15 protein-coding genes are annotated in these 18,868 nt (G+C 62.8%); 10 read left to right on the forward strand and 5 right to left on the reverse strand.

Going from position 1 to position 18,868, the window contains the following annotated elements; translation table 11 throughout:
• Positions 1–40: 40 nt before the first annotated feature.
• A complete protein-coding gene (locus C1H69_RS10715) occupies positions 41–901 on the forward strand; it encodes a LysR family transcriptional regulator (RefSeq protein WP_102653392.1) in 861 nt (286 codons plus the stop codon).
• On the opposite strand, the gene C1H69_RS10720 is transcribed toward C1H69_RS10715, so the two are convergent.
• Positions 874–1,434: an elongation factor P hydroxylase gene (locus tag C1H69_RS10720; RefSeq protein ID WP_102653393.1), complete on the reverse strand. Its 561-nt coding sequence runs from the start codon at positions 1,432–1,434 to the stop codon at positions 874–876. The genes C1H69_RS10715 and C1H69_RS10720 overlap by 28 nt on opposite strands.
• Positions 1,435–1,590: 156 nt before the next feature.
• On the opposite strand from C1H69_RS10720, the gene C1H69_RS10725 reads away from it, so the two are divergent.
• From C1H69_RS10725 to C1H69_RS10735, 3 genes are all read left to right on the forward strand, one after another.
• A complete protein-coding gene (locus tag C1H69_RS10725) occupies positions 1,591–3,039 on the forward strand; it encodes an MATE family efflux transporter (protein WP_102653394.1) in 1,449 nt (482 codons plus the stop codon).
• The gene (locus C1H69_RS10730; RefSeq protein WP_240609905.1) at positions 3,011–4,054 is read left to right on the forward strand and encodes a DUF3080 family protein; all 1,044 of its coding nucleotides are present in this window, start codon (positions 3,011–3,013) and stop codon (positions 4,052–4,054) included. Before C1H69_RS10725 ends, C1H69_RS10730 begins: the two co-directional genes overlap by 29 nt.
• Positions 4,055–4,186: 132 nt before the next feature.
• Positions 4,187–4,891 (forward strand): hypothetical protein, encoded by a 705-nt coding sequence (locus tag C1H69_RS10735; RefSeq protein ID WP_102653396.1) that lies wholly within the window; start codon positions 4,187–4,189, stop codon positions 4,889–4,891.
• Positions 4,892–4,953: 62 nt separating this feature from the next.
• On the opposite strand, the gene tusA is transcribed toward C1H69_RS10735, so the two are convergent.
• On the reverse strand, positions 4,954–5,205 hold the full coding sequence (gene tusA / locus C1H69_RS10740) for a sulfurtransferase TusA (protein WP_102653397.1): 252 nt from the start codon (positions 5,203–5,205) through the stop codon (positions 4,954–4,956).
• A 30-nt stretch (positions 5,206–5,235) separates the two neighbouring features.
• On the opposite strand from tusA, the gene C1H69_RS10745 reads away from it, so the two are divergent.
• The gene (locus C1H69_RS10745) at positions 5,236–5,523 is read left to right on the forward strand and encodes an antibiotic biosynthesis monooxygenase family protein (protein WP_102653398.1); all 288 of its coding nucleotides are present in this window, start codon (positions 5,236–5,238) and stop codon (positions 5,521–5,523) included.
• Between the two features lie 33 nt (positions 5,524–5,556).
• Here the strand turns inward: C1H69_RS10745 and rlmM are convergent, their stop codons facing one another.
• Positions 5,557–6,654 carry a 23S rRNA (cytidine(2498)-2'-O)-methyltransferase RlmM gene (rlmM, locus tag C1H69_RS10750; protein ID WP_240609906.1) on the reverse strand — a complete coding sequence of 366 codons (1,098 nt, stop codon included), beginning with the start codon at positions 6,652–6,654 and terminating at the stop codon, positions 5,557–5,559.
• A gap of 366 nt (positions 6,655–7,020) precedes the next feature.
• Here rlmM and gdhA point away from each other — a divergent pair, with 366 nt between their 5' ends.
• The 3 genes from gdhA to C1H69_RS10770 all read left to right on the forward strand — a co-directional run bounded on the left by gdhA (position 7,021) and on the right by C1H69_RS10770 (position 12,888).
• Complete coding sequence (gene gdhA, locus C1H69_RS10760; protein WP_102653400.1) at positions 7,021–8,373, forward strand: NADP-specific glutamate dehydrogenase; 1,353 nt, start codon at positions 7,021–7,023, stop codon at positions 8,371–8,373.
• Between the two features lie 762 nt (positions 8,374–9,135).
• Positions 9,136–11,094, forward strand: a complete 1,959-nt coding sequence (locus C1H69_RS10765) for a methyl-accepting chemotaxis protein (RefSeq protein WP_102653401.1) — start codon at positions 9,136–9,138, stop codon at positions 11,092–11,094.
• Positions 11,095–11,127: 33 nt separating this feature from the next.
• Complete coding sequence (locus tag C1H69_RS10770) at positions 11,128–12,888, forward strand: methyl-accepting chemotaxis protein (protein WP_102653402.1); 1,761 nt, start codon at positions 11,128–11,130, stop codon at positions 12,886–12,888.
• A 104-nt stretch (positions 12,889–12,992) separates the two neighbouring features.
• On the opposite strand, the gene C1H69_RS10775 is transcribed toward C1H69_RS10770, so the two are convergent.
• Complete coding sequence (locus C1H69_RS10775; protein WP_102653403.1) at positions 12,993–14,432, reverse strand: aldehyde dehydrogenase family protein; 1,440 nt, start codon at positions 14,430–14,432, stop codon at positions 12,993–12,995.
• Between the two features lie 180 nt (positions 14,433–14,612).
• Between C1H69_RS10775 and C1H69_RS10780 the strand changes: the two genes are divergently transcribed.
• A complete protein-coding gene (locus tag C1H69_RS10780) occupies positions 14,613–16,499 on the forward strand; it encodes a PAS domain-containing hybrid sensor histidine kinase/response regulator (protein ID WP_165789461.1) in 1,887 nt (628 codons plus the stop codon).
• The gene (locus tag C1H69_RS10785) at positions 16,496–17,551 is read left to right on the forward strand and encodes an HD domain-containing phosphohydrolase (protein WP_102653405.1); all 1,056 of its coding nucleotides are present in this window, start codon (positions 16,496–16,498) and stop codon (positions 17,549–17,551) included. The genes C1H69_RS10780 and C1H69_RS10785 overlap by 4 nt, the downstream gene beginning before the upstream one ends.
• 7 nt (positions 17,552–17,558) lie before the next feature.
• On the opposite strand, the gene C1H69_RS10790 is transcribed toward C1H69_RS10785, so the two are convergent.
• Positions 17,559–18,272: a response regulator gene (locus tag C1H69_RS10790; protein WP_276308762.1), complete on the reverse strand. Its 714-nt coding sequence runs from the start codon at positions 18,270–18,272 to the stop codon at positions 17,559–17,561.
• Positions 18,273–18,868 lie beyond the last annotated feature (596 nt).

Consider the following 18,868-nt stretch of genomic DNA (forward strand, 5'->3'; position numbering starts at 1 on the left):
GGATAATATTGTTATCCTGCACCAGGTATAGGAATGCCCTATGGATGTGCGCAGCCTGCGCTACTTTATCGCGGCCTATGAGAGCGGATCGATCAGCGCTGCCGCCCGCCGCTGTCATGTGGCACAGCCTTCGATTTCCACCGCGCTGCTTCAACTCGAGGAGCGACTGGGCACGCCGCTGTTCGAACGACATCGTCGCGGTATCACGCCTACCGAAGAGGGACAACGGCTCTATCCCCTGGCGCGCCAGGTCAGCGAGGATCTGGATGCCATCGGCCGACTGTTTCACACCCCGTCGCCGCCCACACCGATTCGTCTGGGGCTGATGCGCTCGCTGGGCGCCCATCGCATGACCGATCTGCTGAAGGAATACATCAACCGAGGCGACAATCTGGCACTGACCCTGGTCAACCCCGAAGAACGATGCGACGCCCGCATCATCGGCGAGCAGGACCTGGTCACCACCGAATGCTTTCAGCCCATCTGGCACGACAGCTATCGCCTGGCATTGCCGGAAGGGCATCCCCTGGCGTCGCAAGCGACGGTCTCACTGAATGAACTGGATGGCTTGCCCTTCATCTGGCGTCACCCCTGCGCCGCCATGGAGCAGTTGGCCCTCGCGCTCAACGAGGCGGGGTTGCGTTGTCAGGTGCGGGCACGCCTGAGAACCATCGAATATACCCTGGGACTGGTTGCCGCCGGGGTCGGGGCCTCCCTGGTACCGGCCTGGCCGGACATCCTGGCCCGCCCGGACGTCCAGTGCCGACCCGTGGAGGGCCTGCCGATCCACCAGATCATCGGGGTGGCCTATCCGGCACGCCACGCCTCTCCAGCGCTGGCTCCGCTCCTGGCGCTGGGAAGGGAGGCCTGGGCTCAGGCCGGGCTCGGCGCCACCGGTTGATGCCGCCCCAGCACGATGGATTCTTCCAGGCTCAGGCCTTCACGATAGTACGCCGCCAGCGCGACCCGGAACGCCTCCGCCCGGGCCGGCAGACCTTCACGGTCGTAGCGTGCGGCCCTCGCCTCGACCCGTGCACGGAAGGCATCACGATCCACCTCCACCTCGCCACCCAGGTTGTCGACACTGACGTGGAACTGTCGTCCACAGGCCTGCGAGAACAGCATCTCGAGGGCCTGGGGGGAGATTTCTGCCGCTTCGAAGGCCCGCTGCTGATCGGCATCGCGACCGTCAGGCAGATACCAGTAGCCATAGTCCACCAGCGTCCGGCGGTACTCACCGGCTATGCACCAATGGCTTACCTCGTGCAGGGTGCTGGCAAAGAAACCCCGGGCAAAGATCACCCGGTGAAAGGGGCAGCCAGCGTCAGCCGGCCGATACAGGGGCTCGTCGCCCCCGCGCACCAGTCGAGTATTGAACGTGTCGTGGAAGAGGCCATCGAACAGCGCGATCACGTCATCGAGTCGGTGGGTCACGTTGACTCCGGGTGATTGAGAAGGGTCCATTGCAAGCAAGCGACACACCGGGCGAAAACCACCGGCAGTTGCTAACATAACCGATCCCCTCGGTTGTGGCGACGCAGCTTCGCCACGTCATGACGGCCTGTGTATTGCTTGCATGGAGCATCACCTTTGGCAACCTTCTTTACCGATCTCGTCAGTGCCAGCCGCAAGGAAACGCGGCCGCTGATCGCCCTGGCCCTACCGATCTGTGGCGCCCAACTGGCCCAGGCCGGCATGAGCGTCGCCGATGTCATGATGACAGGCCGTCTCAGCGCCACCGACCTGGCCGCGGTCTCCGTGGGCGCCAGCCTTTGGCTGCCCCTGATGCTGTTCATGACCGGCACCCTGATGGGGCTGACCCCCATCGTTGCCCAGCTGCTGGGCGGCGGTACCACTGGTCGTATCCGTCCCAACGTACACCAGGCACTGTGGGTCGCCCTCGCCCTCGGCCTGGTGGCCGCCCTGCTGCTGCGGTACTCGGTAATGCCGATCTTCCGCCTGATGGAGGTGCCCGACGAAGTGGCAAGGCGGTCGGCCGCCTACCTTTCCGCCGTGGCCTTCGGCATGCCCGGCGTGGCCTTGTTTCAGGCTCTGCGCGCCTTCTCGGATGGCATGAATCATACGCGCCCTTCCCTGTGGATCAGCCTGGTGGGGCTGGCCGTGAACATACCCAGCAATTATCTGCTGATCTATGGCGGCGAAGGGCTCACCAACCTGTTCGGGGATTGGCTGCCCGCCTGGGTGCAGATGCTCCCTGCGCTAGGCGCCTTCGGGTGCGGCATCGCCACCGCGATCTCCATGTGGGTGATGAGCCTGGCGATGATTGCCTACACCCGCCGTTCACGGGCCTACGGAGACGTCGAGCTGTGGCATTCTCCCTCTCCTCCCCGCTGGAAGATGATCGCCGAGTTGCTCTACGTCGGCGTACCCATCGGCGTGGCGATATTCGTCGAAGTCACTCTGTTTACGCTGATCTCGCTATTCATCGCCAGCCTGGGTGAGGTGACGGTAGCCGCCCATCAGGTGGCACTGAACTACACCTCACTCCTGTTCATGCTGCCGCTTTCGCTCAGCATGGCGCTGACGGTCCGCGTCGGAAATACCCTGGGACAGGGCCGCCCCGCCTTCGCGCGCCTGGTGGCCTGGAACGGCATCGCCATCTGCCTGTTGATAGCCGGTATCAACAGCCTGCTGCTGTGGTTTACTGCCGAGCCAGTCATCGCTCTTTATACCCACGACGTATCGGTGCAACGCCTGGCGCTTTCGCTGGTCATACTGGCGATGATCTATCAGGTTTCCGACTCACTGCAGGTCAACCTGGCCGGGGCTCTACGCGGCTACAAGGATACCCGGGTGATCATGATGATCACCCTGGTCGCCTACTGGCTGGTAGGCCTGGGTGGTGGACACTGGCTTGGCATGCAAGGCCTGTTCGGCTGGACCGAACCCCTCGGAGTGCATGGCTACTGGATCGGCCTGATAGCCGGGCTCACCGTAGCGGCATTGCTGCTGGGCGAGCGATTGAGGCGCATGGCGAACGGAGTGGCGCATGGAGAGAACGAGGTTTCCAGCAGTTGAAGCCGCCCGTGCGCTCATGCTGGCGGCGCTGCTGGCTGGCTGTGATGGTCGTGGTGGAGGGGACACTCTGCTGATCCGCTACCAGAACGATCTTGCCGAAGCACTGGGGACGTCAGAACCACAGCCCTCCGATCCCATCAATATCGGCGCCTTTCCCGAGCGACGTGAACGCCTGCATGATATCCCCGAGACCCGTGACGGCATGCTCAATATCTATGCGCTGCGCGAATGCCGGATCACCTCCCTGGTCGCCGAACGCAACAGTCAGCTTGGCCGGGTCGCACAGCCCAGCCAGCGCTGGATCTATGAGCTGGAGCTCTGGAAACGCCTGCATGCCTGCTGGCACAGCGAGGTACCGGACGCGCTCTCCGACGCCAGCCGCGAACGCCTCGAATGGCTCACCAGGACCAAGACGGAGCAGTTGCCCCTGGTAAGCTGGAACAGTCTGTTCGATTCCGACGAGTGGACCGGCAGCTTTTCCCGGGCCAGCGCCCCCCTCGATCCCACGGAAGCCGATCCCATTGGCAACCAGCTCGAAGCCATCGAGTGGCTGCGCGATGCCACCCTCAACCAGTTCAGTCAGGAGTGGCGGCATGATTCGTCAACGCTCGAGGGACATCTCGACAACCTGCGTCGCCGGCCGCTGACCGCGGAGATATTACGAGCCCTCCTGCTGGCCGAGCAGCGCCTTGGCGAGGCCAATACGCTACTCGAAGCCAGTCTCTCAGATCCGGAAATCTGCCACAGACTGGAGGCATCAGGCACCGAACTGCAGGCGGCCTTTGCCATAGGGCCCGCCATCGAGTGGCTGGACAGTCTCGACGGGATGGCCAGCCGCTGGCTGATTGCCATCGAAGAGTTGCTGGAAAGCCATGTCGGTCCTCCCCAAGCCTTCGCGGAGTATCGCAACCGCTGGCTATCGTTGGATAACCCCGATGCGCCACTGCCCTCTTTTCGTGACGCTCACGACGAGCACCTGCGACATTGGCAAGCGTTGACCCAACGCTGCCCATGAAATCGCGCTTCAGGCTTAACTTGTGTGGCATGTCTGTGCTATTGGTGGAACGAGAAGGTAGGTGTCGATCCCGTCAGCCTTGCCGCAGCCGTGACCATGCAGCTCGGCCCATGCGAAATCTGGAGGGAGAACATGGGTATGTCACCCCGCCCTGCCCGGGTCATCGACCTGGAAACGATGCGCCAGAAGCAACAGGCCAAGCGACGCCTGGTGCGCCTTTCACCGGAGCTGGATGGCCTGGAAATGGTCTACAGCCTCGCTTCCGATCCCGAGTCCCTCTACGGCATGCCGATTCTGGCCTGGGGCCTTCGCGAGAATGGCGAAGTCGTCGGCCTGGTTCCCTGGATGGAGGCGCTTACCCCATGCCATCTGCTGGACGATTCCGAACATGGTTGCTTCATCGGCTACCGAGATCCGGAAACGGAAGAGCTGATGGACATGGCGCCACCACACAAGGAATCCGAGCTGGAACATGCCGCCGCCTATTTTGATTACGAGGAGACTCGCGAGATCACACTGATCCAGCAACTCCCGGATACACTCGGCACCCACGCCCTTTGCATAGACGATGACCAGAGCCCCTGGCAGCTCAAGCAGGTATTTGGCTGGCGCCTCTACAGCGATGGCACCATTGAAGCCTTACTGGTCGACGAGACCCTCATCGACTCCACACCGGTTCTTCCCGGGGATCCCTGCCTGTACCCCGGCCACAGCCGGCACCGCATGGTCTACTTCTTCCAGCGAAGCATCGCCAATCGCATCCGCGAACAGGACCCGGCCACCCTGGAGGCCTTGGCGCTCATGGTCATTCCCGGCGGTTCCCCGACGTCCCACTGATGGTGTCGGGCTTGACCGTCGATCCGGTCAGGCCCGCCCGGCTCCCCGGGACTGGCGGTACATCAGCCTAAGCGGATAAAGTAGAGATAATGACCATCCGACTCCTGCTGGGAAAGCAGCTCATGACCCAGAAAGCTGCAAAACTTCGGCACGTCACGGGTGGTGGCCGGATCGGTGGCCACCACCTTGAGAACGTCCCCGGCTCGCATGTCCCTGACCTTGTTGTGCATGAGCATGATGGGCTCCGGACAGTAGAGCCCGGTGGTGTCCAGTTCAGCCTGGTAGTCGGGTAGAGAGTTGGCAGTGTTTACCATCGATCGACCTCGGTGTAGGGGAGCAGCTAGATGATCAAGATCATTATCGAACGTCGTATCATGCCCGGGCTAGAGGAGGAATACGAGGAGGCGGCCCGCGAGGCCATTCGCTGGTCACTGGGCGCCAGGGGATTCGTGGCCGGCGAGACGCTGATGGAGCTGGGCCATAGCGACCGACGGTTGATGATCACCAAGTGGCGGGATCTACGAGCCTGGAAGGAATGGTACAACAGCGAGGAACGTACTCGCGTCATGCAGCGTATCTGGCCACTGCTGACCGAGGACGAAAGCATTCGTGTCTATGAGCCTTCCTATTAGGCCGGTTGGCATGGCTGACCCGACTGGGCAACATCAGTCCAGCAGCCGGACATGCACCGTGACCTCCTCACGGTCATGGTAGAGATGTCGGCAGCGGATCCTGGCCCGCACGCCGGCACCGCCCAGGGCATTCTCCAATCCCGAGAGGCAACGCTCCACCTCTTCCCAGCGTCGCTTCATGGGCAACTTCAGGTTGAATACCGCTTCACGACACCAACGCCTCTCCAGCCAGCGCTGCACCATCGACGCGACCCGTGACGGCTGGTCGACGATATCGCACACAAGCCAGTCCAACCGGCACGGTGGTTTCCAGGCGAAGCCATCCTCGCGCAGATGCTCCACCATCCCTGTCGCCATCAGCCCCTTGTCCATCGGGCCGTTATCGATGGCGAATACGTGCATCCCACGCTGGACCAGCTGCCAGGTCCAACCGCCCGGCGCCGCCCCCAGGTCGGCAGCCTGCATGCCCTCGGCCAACCTGTCATCCCATTCCTCCCGAGGAACGAATTCATGCCAGGCCTCCTCCAGCTTGAGGGTAGAGCGACTCGGCGCACCGTGAGGAAAGCGCAATCGACGAATACCGCCGGGGAGCTCACTGCGGTTACCGGGAAAGCTCATCCCCATCTGGACGCGATCACCGTCGCTCCAGAGCAGATGCAACCGCCTGCCCGCCGCCTTTCGGCGCAGCGCGCCCTTCTTCTTCAGGCTTGACTCGAGCGGGCGCGTCAGCGCCTTGATCAGCCCCGACAGCGCTTTTCCATCGTTGGTGTCCGGCGTTTCATGCCAGATCGAGTCAAAGCTCCAGCCACTGCTCACCACCTGCTCGACCACCGCCGCCAACCTGTTCTCCCGGGAAAGCGTCAAAGGCGGCAACGCGACCAGGTTCTGTCGGGCGAAGACCAGTCGCTCAAGCGGCAGGGCTCGATGCAATTGATTGACAGGCCGATCATCGTCCACCCGAAGACCGACATGGCCACCCAAACGGGTGAACTCGGCTTCCCCTCGCCAGTCCAGTGCTTCTGCATGCGAGACGATTTCCGCCGCCAGGTCAGCTTCGAAGCCAGGACGACAGTAGAAAAGCAGCCGGTCCATGGGCTGTGAGATGCCCTTCGCCGCTTTCGTGGATGTCATGGCGCCTCCCCTGGCTTTATCTCGGCCCCGGTTTGGGCCAGGGCCAAGCGATTGGTGTATGCCAGCAACAGCAATGAAATGGCAGGAAACAACAGGGCCGGTCTCGTCAGGGTCAAGTGCCATCGCTCCAAGGATGCAGAGACTTTCATGATATCAGCCTCGTGCCAGGCTGTGTTTTCATGACACATCGTTTTTTTATCGTTTATTAAATAAAACAAATGCGTTTATTTGGTGCACAACTTTCGCCACTTTTGAAGCAATTTCGCCTCATATCAATGTCTAATCCAAACATGGGCCATGCATTTGCTGCATAATGGTGCATTTGATTATAGTGGCGCCCACACGCTTTCTTTCAGGAAATCCATCATGACCTACGTGCACGACACCCTAGAGGGGCTCAGAAAGAGCAGTCCGGCCCAGAGCGAGTTCTATCAGGCTGCCGAGGAAGTGCTCGAGTGTTTGCGTCCATTACTCGATACGGTGCCCCGCTATCATCAGCACAGCATCATCGAGCGCATCGTCGAACCCGAGCGCCAAATCATGTTTCGGGTCAGCTGGACCGATGACGCCGGCCGGGTACAGGTCAACAAGGGCTATCGCATCCAGTTCAACTCGGCACTGGGTCCCTACAAGGGCGGCCTGCGCTTCCATCCCAGCGTCAATGCCAGCATCGTCAAGTTCCTCGGCTTCGAACAGATATTCAAGAACGCCTTGACCGGCCTGCCCATTGGCGGCGGCAAGGGCGGCTCGAACTTCGACCCAAAGGGCAAGTCCGACGGCGAGATCATGCGCTTCTGCCAGTCCTTCATGACCGAGCTCTATCGCCACATCGGCCCCACCACCGACGTTCCGGCCGGCGACATCGGCGCAGGGGCCCGCGAGATCGGCTACCTGTATGGTCAATACAAACGCCTCACCGGACGCTACGAAGGGGTACTCACCGGCAAGGGCCTTAACTGGGGTGGCTCTCTCGGCCGCAAGGAAGCCACCGGCTATGGCTCGGTCTACTTCGCCCAGAACATGCTCGAGGCCCGCGACGACAGCATCCAAGGCAAGACCTGCCTGGTGTCGGGCGCCGGCAACGTGGCCATCTACACCATCGAGAAGCTCTACCAACTCGGTGGTCGGCCGGTCACCTGCTCCGATTCTCGCGGCACCATCCACCATCCGGAAGGCATCGACCTCGGGACACTAAAGCTGCTCAAGGAGGTCAAGCGGGCCTCACTGCGCCAGTATGTCGAACACCATCCGGACGCCACCTATATCGATGCCCAGGATTATCCGGCGGACGGCCATGCGGTATGGCGCATTCGCGGTGATATCGCCTTCCCCAGCGCGACTCAGAACGAGGTAACGGAAGCCGATGCCCGGGCATTGCTGGAGAACGGAATCCACTGCATCAGCGAAGGCTCCAACATGTCCTCTACCGCCGACGCCGTGGACCGCTTCCTGGAAGCCAGGATCGCCTATGGCCCCGGCAAGGCCGCCAATGCCGGCGGTGTCGCCACCAGCCAGCTCGAGATGGCCCAGAACAGCAGCATGCAGCAGTGGACATTGGAAGAGGTCGACACCAAGCTGAAGGCCGTCATGGCCGATATTCACAAGCAGTGTGCCGACACCGCCGAGGAGTTTGGCGAGCCTGCGAACCTGGTGCTCGGTGCCAATATCGCCGGCTTCCGCAAGGTAGCCGATGCCATGATCGAGCAAGGCGTGGTGTAAGCACCGCTCCCGCCCTTCTTCAGCCCAGCCATGTAGCCGGGCTTTCTTCACATTTCCCCCTGCGGAAGACGACGCCCTTGCCATTGGTTAGCACTTCCCCTTGCCGGGCGTGCAGGGGATCACCCCCAAGCCATCCCGAGGCACCACCCTCGTATCCGGTCGGTGAACCCATCTTTCTCTGACGTCGAAACCCCGTGACAGTAGGTGCCCATCTATTACTAAGCAGGCACCTATTCCGCGCCGAATAGATCTGCCGCTTGATCCGCTCCCGCTTGAGAAGCTGGAAGACGCCATGGAGTCAAGGACCTGACCTCGTAGGGGAGGCGCTGCCTATTCGCTTCTGGAAGCGCGGAGAGGAATTTAACGGACGGCAGCCTGTGTTGACCTTTGCGAGCAGGCGACACGGCGAGCGGTTGCTCACCTATGCACGATATTTCACCGAGGAACACGAATTGTCACGCAGTGTCACACGACGCCCCGTGCCTTGCCCTTTTCCCCGATAATAACGCCCACAGATTTACAGGAGCGGCAGTGGCACGAGAGTGCTGTTAGCGATGAGTTCATCGGAAGCATGTACGGCATGTTGCGCACTGTCATCGGTGCCGAGGAGGCCCATGAGGAGACCTTCCTGGCCTTCTCCCATACATAAGTAGTTATTAATTTATTCAGTGGATTAAAGTTTCGGTTGCATTCTGCCAATACGCGGACCATGGCGGCATAGCATCAACATCAAAAACGAACAACGCAGGGAAACTTCCATTCATGGCTTCTTCACTCCGTACCCGCATCCTGGGTGCCACCCTGCTGGTGGTGGCGCTCGCCCTGGTGATCAACAGCCTTGCCAGCTATTTCACCGTCAAGTCGTTCAGCGACGAGGGGATCGAGCAGCAGCTCGCCTTCACCTCGCAGAGCAATGCCCGCACCATCGGCCAGTGGGTGGAGGCGCGCATGCAGATGACCGAGGCCGCCGCCGAGGCGCTGCGCGATGCCGAAGAGCCGCTGCCCTTCCTGCGCCAGTGGATGGAATCCGGCGGCTTCCATGCCACCTACATCGCCGAGCCGGCCGATGGCGGCTTCGTCATCACCACGCCGGGCTGGACCCGCCCGGACGGCTACGACCCCCGCGAGCGGCCCTGGTACCTGCACGCGGTGGAGGAGCGCGGCACCATCGTCACCCGACCCTACGCCAGCGCCAGCACCGGCGCGCTGATGGTCACCATTGCCACCCCCGTGTTCGACGGCGACACGCTGGTCGCGGTGGTGGGCGGCGACATCGTCATCGACGAACTGGCCGAGAGCGTGGGCGAGATCGCGCCCACGCCGGCGAGCTTCGCCTTCCTGCTGGCCATGGCCGACGGCACCCTGGTGGCGCACCCCGATCAGCGCCTGAGCCTGGAGCCCACCACCGAACTGGCCCCGGAGCTGGACGCCGCCTACATCACCGCATTGCTGGCCACCGACACTCCCCAGGCGCTGGAGATCGACGGCCGCACCCGCCTTCTGGAGGCCGCCGAGGTGGGCGCCGGCACCGGCTGGACGCTGGTGGTGGCGCTGGACCACACCGAGGCCACCGCCGAGCTGCGCGGCATCCTGATCAGCGCGCTGATCACCCTGGCCCTGGTGGGGGCGATCACCGCCCTGGTCATCGGCGTGCTGCTCAAGCGCATCTTCGCCCCGCTGCTGGCCATGCGCGGCGCCATCGATGGTATCGCCGAGGGCATCGCCGCCGGCAACGGCGACTTGACCCGGCGGCTGCCGGAGCGTGGCCGCGATGAAGTCTCGCGCATCGCCTCGGCCTTCAACCGCTGCGTGGCCAAGATGGAGGAGGTGCTGAGCAAGGTGCGCGACAGCAGTGGCCAGATACGCGTCACCTCCAGCGAGATCGCCGATGGCAGCGGGCACCTCGCCGCGCGTACCGACACCACCGCCGCCAGCCTGCAACAGACCTCCTCGGCCATGGAGCAGATCACCAGCACCGTGGCGCAGACGGCGGATTCCGCCCAGGAGGCGGATCAGCTCTCCAAGACCGCCTCCCAGGTCGCCAATCGCGGCGGCGAGGTGGTCGGGCAGGTGGTGGCGACCATGGACGAGATCGCCGCCTCCTCGAAGAAGATCGGCGAGATCGTCGAAGTGGTGGACGGCATCGCCTTCCAGACCAACCTGCTGGCACTCAACGCCTCCGTCGAGGCGGCCCGGGCCGGCGTGCAGGGTCGCGGCTTCGCCGTGGTCGCCAGCGAGGTGCGCAACCTCGCCGGGCGCAGCGCCGAGGCCGCCCGCGAGATCAAGGTGCTGATCGAGGATTCCGGCACGCGGGTCGATGCCGGCACCCAACTGGCCCGCGCCGCCGGCAAGACCATGGACGAGATCGTCGCCAGCATCGCTCGCGTCACCGAAGTACTGGGCGAGATCAGCCTGGCGGCCCACGAGCAGAGCGACGGCATCAACCAGGTCAATATCGCCGTGGCCGACCTCGACCGCATGACCCAGCAGAACGTGGCGCTGGTGGCGGAGTCCACCGGGGCCGCCGGCCGCCTGGAGGAGCAGGCCAACCTGCTCACCGACCTGGTGGCCGGCTACACCCTGGCAACCCAAGAACGACAAGGGCGTGAAGTCGCGCGGGACGACACGCCATCGCGCCATACCGCACCCGTACCATCCGCGGCCTCGCGCTCGTCTACCCGCGATACGACCGACGAGGCCGCAGAGTGGGATTCCTTTTGACCGTGACCGAATGTCACTTGAGAGAAACATGCAATGAGAGACACAGGGCCAGTCACCAACGTCAACCACCCACTGTCGGATGACGACGTACTCATCTCCAAGACCGATACCGAAAGTTACATCACCTACGCCAACCACCGCTTCATCGAGATCAGCGGTTTCGACTATGAAGAGTTGTATGGCGAACCGCACAACCTGGTGCGTCACCCCGACATTCCCGAGTCGGTGTTCGCCGACCTGTGGGCCACGCTGAAGCGCGGCAGACCCTGGAGCGGGGTGCTCAAGAACCGGCGCAAGAACGGCGATCACTACTGGGTGCGCGCCAACGTCACGCCGTTGCGCGAGGGAGATCGCGTCATCGGCTACGCCTCGATCCGCGTCAAGCCGAGCGAGGAGGAAGTGCGCTTCGCCGAGCAGGTCTACGCCGACATCCGCGAAGGTGGCGGTCGCTATGCCGTGCGTGGCGGCCAGGTGGTGCGGCGCGCCCTGTGGCGCCGGCTGCTGCGGCGCAACCGCCACAGCCTGGGTTTCCCGCTGGGCGCCATCGCCGTGCTGGGGCTGGCGGTGCCGGTGGTGGTCGGCGGCTGGGCCAGTTGGGCGCTGCGCCAGGCCGGAGTGGAGTCGGCGCTAAGCTGGGGGATTCCACTGGCGGGCATACTGGGCGGCCTGCTGGTGGTTGTGCTGGCGTGGCGCTTGAAGCGGCGTCTGGTCCGGCGCCTGACCGAGGCCCGGGACTATGCCCTGCAGGTGGCCGCGGGCAATCTCGAGGCGCGACTGCCCAGGGAGGGGCGCGACGAACTGGGCCGGGCCATGGCCGCCCTGGGCTTCATGGGCCGCTCGCTGAAGTTCCTGATCCACGAACTCGAGGAGCGCGTCGGCGCCGTCACCCCCACGGTAAACGGCCTGGTGCGCAGCAACCAGGAGATGGGCGAGCGCATCGAACGCCAGGCCTCGGCGGCCCAGCAAACCGCCGCCACCACCGAGCAGATCGCCTCCACCGTGGCGCAGACCGCCGATCATGCCGCCCAGGCGAGCCTGGCGGCCCAGGGCAACAGCGACGAGGTCACCCGGGCCAGTGAGGTAATGCGGCAACTGAGCGCCGCCATGCATGCCCTGGCCGAGCAAGCCAGGGACATGTCTAGCATGGTCGGCACCATCGATGGCATCGCCTTCCAGACCAACATTCTGGCGCTCAACGCCTCGGTGGAAGCGGCCCGGGCCGGCGAGCACGGACGCGGCTTCGCCGTGGTGGCGGGCGAAGTGCGCAAGCTGGCCCAGCAATCCGCCGACGCCGCCCATCGTGTGCAGACGATGATCAAGCGCTCACGCCAGGCCATCGGTGAGAGCGAGGCCCAGGCCGGTCAGGCGGACGATGCCATGCAGCGCATCCGCGAGGCCAGCCAGCGGCTGAACGATCTGATCGCCGAGATCAGCGCGGCGGCGCGGGAGCAGAACGACGGCGTGCAGCAGATCAGCCAGGCCGTGGCCGAGATCGACCGTGGTATCCAGGCCAACGCCTCCGCCATGCAGACCTATCAAGCCTCCACCCGCGAGCTGGGTCACGAAGTCGCCTCGCTGGGGCATAGCGCCCGAGCCTTCGCCCCGCCATGGGTCGCAATGCGCGGCGAGCCGGTCGGTACGCCGGCTGGGCCTCGCGCCGCCATGTGGACGCCAGCCGCGTCGGCTCCGGCGCGCGATGCATCACACAGCCCATCGCACGACCCGTTGCCCAAGGGCCGGCAAGCCGCCGTGCGCAGTGGCCTCAGCAAGAAGTGCAACCATGAACAGCGATAACCCTGACCACAGTGCATCGACCAACGACAACCATGCTCCGGTGATGGTGCGACGATATGCGCAAGCCGCACGGAAAATCCAGGATTTGATTGGCGCCGTTGCCCTCAACGCGCCGTCATGCGGATCTTGAGGTTGACGTAAGCCGCCAGTCCCTCGGCACCATGCTCGACACCCAGGCCCGACAGCTTGTGCCCGCCGAAGGGGAAATCCACGCCGTGGACATAGACCTCGTTGATCCACACCGTGCCGGCCTCGAGCCGGTCGGCCAGCGTTTGGGCGAATGCCGTATCGCGGCCCCAGATGGATGCGCCGAGGCCGTACTCGGTGTCATTGGCGCGGCGCACCACGTCATCGAAATCCCGGTAGCGCAACACGGGAAGGACGGGACCAAAGGCTTCCTCCACGACGACGCGGCTAGCGTCCGGCGGGTTGTCGACCAGCGTGACGGGCACGAAATAGCCCGCCTGGTCGAGGAGCCTCTTGCCGCCGTGGGCGAAGCGCAGGCCCCGCCGGGGGCAATCGTCGAGGATATCCAGCACCTTCGCGTACTGCCTGGCGTTTTGCAGCGGCCCGAGCAGGTTGGCGGGCTCCATGCCATCGCCCATGGGCACGCTGCGCGCATAGGTAACCAGGGCATCGAGCAGTTGCGGATAAATGTCGTCATGCACGTAGAGCCGCTTGATACCGACACACCACTGCCCGGAATTGCCGAAGGCGCCCCAGAACAACTGGGGAACACAGGCATCGAGATCGGCATCGGGCAGTACGATGGCCGGGTCATTGCCACCCAGTTCCAGCGTCACCCGCTTGAGATGGGCGGCTGCGCCAGCCATGACCTTGCGGCCGGTGGCGGCCGAGCCGGTGAAGCTGATCTTGGCGATGCCGGGATGATCCACCATCCACTGGCCCAGCGCATCGTCTCCGGTCAGCACGCTGAGCACACCGGGCGGCAGGATGTCCTCGGCCAGTTCCGCCAGCCGGAGGGCGGTCAGCGGCGTGTACGGAGACGGTTTGAGAATGACGCTGTTGCCGGTCATCAGGGCGGGTGCCAGTTTCCAGACGGCCAGGCACAGCGGGAAGTTCCAGGGCACGATCAAGCCGACCACGCCAAGCGGGGCGTAGGACTGCTCGACATGATGATGCGGTGCGTCTTCGAGAATCCTGCCACTCAGACGTTGCCCGGCGATGCCCCTGAGCCAGCCAACGGCGTAATCGACCTCGCCGATCGCCGCCGAATGACGCGGTTTGCCCTGCTCCAGCGTCATCAGGTCGGCAAGCTCATCGCGCGCCCGTGCCATGCGATCGGCCAGGGCCTCGATACGGGTCTGGCGTTCCGCCCAGGACAGTGCGCGCCAACCGAGGAAGGCATCCCGGGCCGCGGTGACAGCGCGCTCCAGATGTTCCGGGTCGGCTCGCGGGACGCTGGCGAATACGGTGCCGTGGGCGGGATTGATGACAGGCCGGTGCCGTACCGTGTGGACCCGCGCATCGCCGAGGCGCAGGGTCGAGAAGCGGTCCTCCGGAAGAATTCGATGGGGGTTCATCGGTACTCTTCCTATGTCGAAGAGAAATTTTGTTTCAGAATGTATAGCACATATACCATATTTTACTGACATTGAGATCGCGCTAGGACAAGGGATACGTCATCTGCACTCGCTCATTGATTGAAAGAGAAAAGGGCAAAAAAGATGTCAGGCAATGAGGCCTCGGAAAGGGTACGGGACATGCAACACTGGCAACGGGATGCGCTGCACGAAGCGGCCGACCGGCACGCCATCATCAGCATGACCGACGTTACCGGCCGGATTACCTATGTCAACGACAAGTTTTGCACGCTGAGCGGATACCGCCGCGAAGAGCTGCTTGGCGCGACCCACGGCCTCATCAAATCCGGCAGACATTCCCGCGAGTTCTACGCCGACCTGTGGCGTACCATCACTGGCGGCGGAACATGGCACGGCGAAGTCTGCAACCGCAAGAAGACCGGCGACATCTACTGGGTCAGCGCCACTATCATGCCGATGACGGATGAGGCTGGAAACCCGGCCGGCTACGTCTCCATCCGCACCGACATCACCTTGTTCAAGCGGACCCAGGAGAAGCTGCAGGAAAGCACGCAGCGCTACAAGTTCTTCATCGACAATGTCGAGGAAGGCATCGTGGTGTGCGACCGGGGCATCATCGTCGATGCCAGCGAGCGCTGGTTCGAATTGTTCCGCTGCCGACGCGAGGACGCCATCGGCCAGCCGGTGATGTCCTTCACCGCTGACCGTGTCGTGCCAATGGCATTGCAACTGATCGAGTCGAAGTGGGCCGAACCGTATGAGTCCGTCATGTTGCGTCACGACGGCACGACGTTTCCGGCCATCGTGCGGGGGCGCAATCAGATGGTCGGCGAGCGAGAACTGCGCTTGACGACGGTGCTCGATATTTCGCGCCAGAAAGAGAACGAGCAGGCCGTGCAGGCCTCGAAACTCGAAGCCGAGCGCGCCAACCAGGCGAAAACCGAGTTCCTCTCGAGCATGAGCCATGAGCTGCGCACGCCGCTGAATGCCATCTTCGGTTTTGCCCAGCTCCTCGAATTCGACGAGTCGCTGGACAGGGACCAGCAGGACAGCGCACAGGAGATCCTCAAGGCGGCGGGCCATCTGCTGGGACTCATCAATGAGGTGCTCGACCTGGCCAAGATCGAATCCGGCCACATGACCCTGTCCATCGAGACCGTTCTGCTGGCTCCAGTGTTCGACGAATGCGAGCAACTGCTGCGACCGCTGGTGTCCGAGCGGAAGATCTCGCTGCACATGCCTGCCGCCTCCACGGCAGCGGTATGGGCCGATAGAGTGCGGCTCAAGCAGGTCTTGCTCAATCTGCTCTCCAACGCCATCAAGTACAACCGGCCGCAAGGCGAAGTCCGGCTGACAGTGGAGGCGGGCGGCGGACATTTCCGCATCGCTGTCGCGGATACGGGCAATGGAATCGCCCCCGAGGATCTAGCCCGGCTATTCCAACCCTTCAACCGTCTCGATGCCGAACACAGCAAGATAGAAGGCACCGGCATCGGCCTGGTGATCTCCCGCCGCCTGGTCGAGGCCATGGATGGCGCGATCGGTGTCGACAGCACGCTCGGCCAGGGGAGCCGGTTCTGGATCGATCTGCCGCGAGCAGACCCGGCAATGGCCACTCTCCAGCTCCCGGAACTGCCGCGGAAAATCAAACGCGAAGCCTATGGGCAGGAACACGTGCTGTATATCGACGACAATCCCGTCAACCTGAAACTGGTCACCCAGATGCTTGGCAAGCTGCGCAATATTCTCCTGGTAACGGCGCATACGCCTGAGTTGGGTATCGAGCTGGCACAGTCTCGCGAGCCTTGCCTGATCCTGCTCGACATCAACATGCCCAGGATGGACGGCTATGAGGTATTGCAGGTGCTCAAGGCCGATCTCAAGCTGCGGCATGTCCCGGTCATCGCGGTGTCGGCCAATGCCATGCCCAAGGACATCGAACGCGGTATCGCGGCCGGATTCGCCGACTATCTGACCAAACCGATCGATGTCGGCCGTTTCCTGGAAAGCATCGATCGCCACCGTCTCAAGGGGGAGCGTTCATGAACACACAGGGCGATTCGCACATCCTGATCGTTGACGACGAACCGGCCAACCTCAAGCTGCTGGACAAACTGCTGGGGAGCCAGGGCTATGGTCGGCGCACCTGCATAGAGGATCCACGGAAGGTGCTGTCCGCCTATGAGCGGCTGCGCCCGGACCTGATCCTGCTGGACCTCAAGATGCCGCACCTCGACGGCTATCAGGTAATGGAGCAACTGCGCGCGCTCAACGATCCGCTGCTGCCTCCGATCCTCGTCCTGACCGTCGAACATGGCCATGGTTTTTTGCTCAAGGCACTCACCATGGGAGCTCGCGATTACCTGAGCAAACCGTTCGATCGCACCGAACTGCTGATGCGCGTGCGCAACCTGCTCGACGCCCGGCGCGCGCACCGTATTACCCACGAACAGAACGTCGTGCTTGAGGAAATGATTCGATTACGCACAGAAGAAGTCGTTGCCACCCGTCTGCAGATCGTCCAGCGTTTGGGGCGTGCCGCCGAATACCGAGACAACGAGACCGGCCAGCACGTCATGCGTATGAGCCACATCGCTGCGCTGCTCGCGCAACGACTGGGTTGGACGCCGGCCGACGTCGAACTGATGCTGCATGCCAGTCCGATGCACGACATCGGCAAGATCGGTATCCCCGACGCCATCCTGCTCAAGCCGGGAAAACTCGATGACGAAGAATGGCAGATCATGAAACGACATGTCGAGATCGGCGCCGAACTGCTTGGCGGCGACGATTTTCCCTTGCTCAACCTGGCCAGGGAAATCGCACTGAACCACCATGAGAAATGGGACGGCAGCGGCTACCCCTACGGACGGGCTGGCACCGACATCCCGCAGTCAGCGAGGATCGCGGCCGTGGCCGATGTTTTCGATGCACTGACCTCCGCGCGTCCCTACAAACCGGCCTGGAGCATTGACCGGGCCGTCGCCTTCGTGCAGGAGCAATCCGGCTGGCATTTCGATCCCGAGGTCATCGAGGTGTTTCTGGCCAGCCTGGAGGACATCCAGCGCATCAGGGAGCGCTACAGAGAACCTGATTGAAGGCGGCTCAAGTCCGGTTGCGTAACGTGACCTCCGCCGCCAGCAGGTAACCTCCGCCCCGCACGGTGAGGATCAGCCGAGGAGGCTTGGCGGTATCGCGTAGACGCTGACGTAGTCGATACACGGCCGTGTCGATGCCGCGCTCATGCGGCAGCATATCGCGGCCACGGATGGCATTGCCGATGGTGTCGCGACCAAGAATCTGTTGCGGGTGATCAAGGAAAAGTTTTAACAAGGCAAAGTCGGTGCCAGTGAGTATCACCTCGTCACCGTTCAGGTGAGTCAGACGGCGACTCACGGTGTCCAGGTGCCATTCGGAGAAGGCCAGCACCTGACCGCCGACAGTTGCCGACTTCGGGCTAATACTTGTACGTCGTAAAAGTGCATTGATTCGAGCCAGCAATTCGCGAAGGCTGAATGGCTTGCACAGGTAGTCGTCAGCGCCGAGTTCCAGTCCAAGGACGCGGTTGCCTTCATCAACACGAGCCGTCAGCATGATGATGGGTATCTGGAAGAAGTCCGGGTGCTCGTGCATCCATTGGCAGAGCTTGAACCCGTTTTCATCGGGAAGTGTGACATCCAGGATGGCCAAGTCCGCCCCCGCCTTTTCCAGTGCCCGACGAAAATCCTTGCCGTTGGCGACAGCCTGCACCCGGAAGCCGACGTTGTTCAGGTAAGTCTGCAGCAGTTTCCGGGTTTGCGGATCGTCGTCAACGACCAAGATAGACCTTCCTGCGTGCATCACATGCAATTCCTCATGGCCTTTTAAAGAATGGGTATGTCTTCAAGGTAAAATTTCGAGAAAATACACGCAATCTTATATTACAAAAGTATCCGTCCGGTTGGCGGTAAGCGGCTCTCCCCGCTTCGTTGGAAGCTGGGGTGTCTGAATAAGTGCCTGTCGATGTTCGGGCCGCCCATGCCCATGAAAAAAACCCGAGCTCTTTCGAACCCGGGGTTTTTGGGATAAGTGCCTGACGATGACTCGGGCGGCGCTCCGCTACTCTCCATGGGAGGCCCCCAAACGACGAAACCCAGCCTCTGTCAAAGCTGGGTTTCTGAATAAGTGCCTGACGATGACTCGGGCGGCGCTCCGCTACTCTCGCATGGGGGTGAGAGCGCCCGGCCCTTCGCGGCATCGCCGCGAGGGCGCTCGAACGCCCCGAGCCGGCGAGGGGCCGGTCCGCGAAGCGGCCCCACGAAATAAAGAGCGGGCCGACCCATGCCCCATGAAAAAACCCCGAGCGCTGTCGCACTCGGGGTTTTTGGGATAAGTGCCTGACGATGACTCGGGCGGCGCTCCGCTACTCTCCATGG

The sequence above is a fragment of the Billgrantia endophytica genome (assembly GCF_002879615.1).
In the GTDB taxonomy this organism is placed as follows: domain Bacteria; phylum Pseudomonadota; class Gammaproteobacteria; order Pseudomonadales; family Halomonadaceae; genus Halomonas; species Halomonas endophytica.

Bases quoted from the DNA above. Each gene is read 5' to 3' on its own strand.
- C1H69_RS10775 (WP_102653403.1), bottom strand. From the start codon at position 14,432: ATGAACCCCCATCGAATTCTTCCGGAGGACCGCTTCTCGACCCTGCGC.
- C1H69_RS10730 (WP_240609905.1), top strand. From the start codon at position 3,011: ATGGAGAGAACGAGGTTTCCAGCAGTTGAAGCCGCCCGTGCGCTCATG.
- gdhA (WP_102653400.1), top strand. From the start codon at position 7,021: ATGACCTACGTGCACGACACCCTAGAGGGGCTCAGAAAGAGCAGTCCG.
- C1H69_RS10715 (WP_102653392.1), top strand. From the start codon at position 41: ATGGATGTGCGCAGCCTGCGCTACTTTATCGCGGCCTATGAGAGCGGA.
- C1H69_RS10780 (WP_165789461.1), top strand. From the start codon at position 14,613: ATGCAACACTGGCAACGGGATGCGCTGCACGAAGCGGCCGACCGGCAC.
- C1H69_RS10770 (WP_102653402.1), top strand. From the start codon at position 11,128: ATGAGAGACACAGGGCCAGTCACCAACGTCAACCACCCACTGTCGGAT.
- C1H69_RS10785 (WP_102653405.1), top strand. From the start codon at position 16,496: ATGAACACACAGGGCGATTCGCACATCCTGATCGTTGACGACGAACCG.
- tusA (WP_102653397.1), bottom strand. From the start codon at position 5,205: ATGGTAAACACTGCCAACTCTCTACCCGACTACCAGGCTGAACTGGAC.
- C1H69_RS10765 (WP_102653401.1), top strand. From the start codon at position 9,136: ATGGCTTCTTCACTCCGTACCCGCATCCTGGGTGCCACCCTGCTGGTG.
- rlmM (WP_240609906.1), bottom strand. From the start codon at position 6,654: ATGACATCCACGAAAGCGGCGAAGGGCATCTCACAGCCCATGGACCGG.
- C1H69_RS10735 (WP_102653396.1), top strand. From the start codon at position 4,187: ATGGGTATGTCACCCCGCCCTGCCCGGGTCATCGACCTGGAAACGATG.
- C1H69_RS10745 (WP_102653398.1), top strand. From the start codon at position 5,236: ATGATCAAGATCATTATCGAACGTCGTATCATGCCCGGGCTAGAGGAG.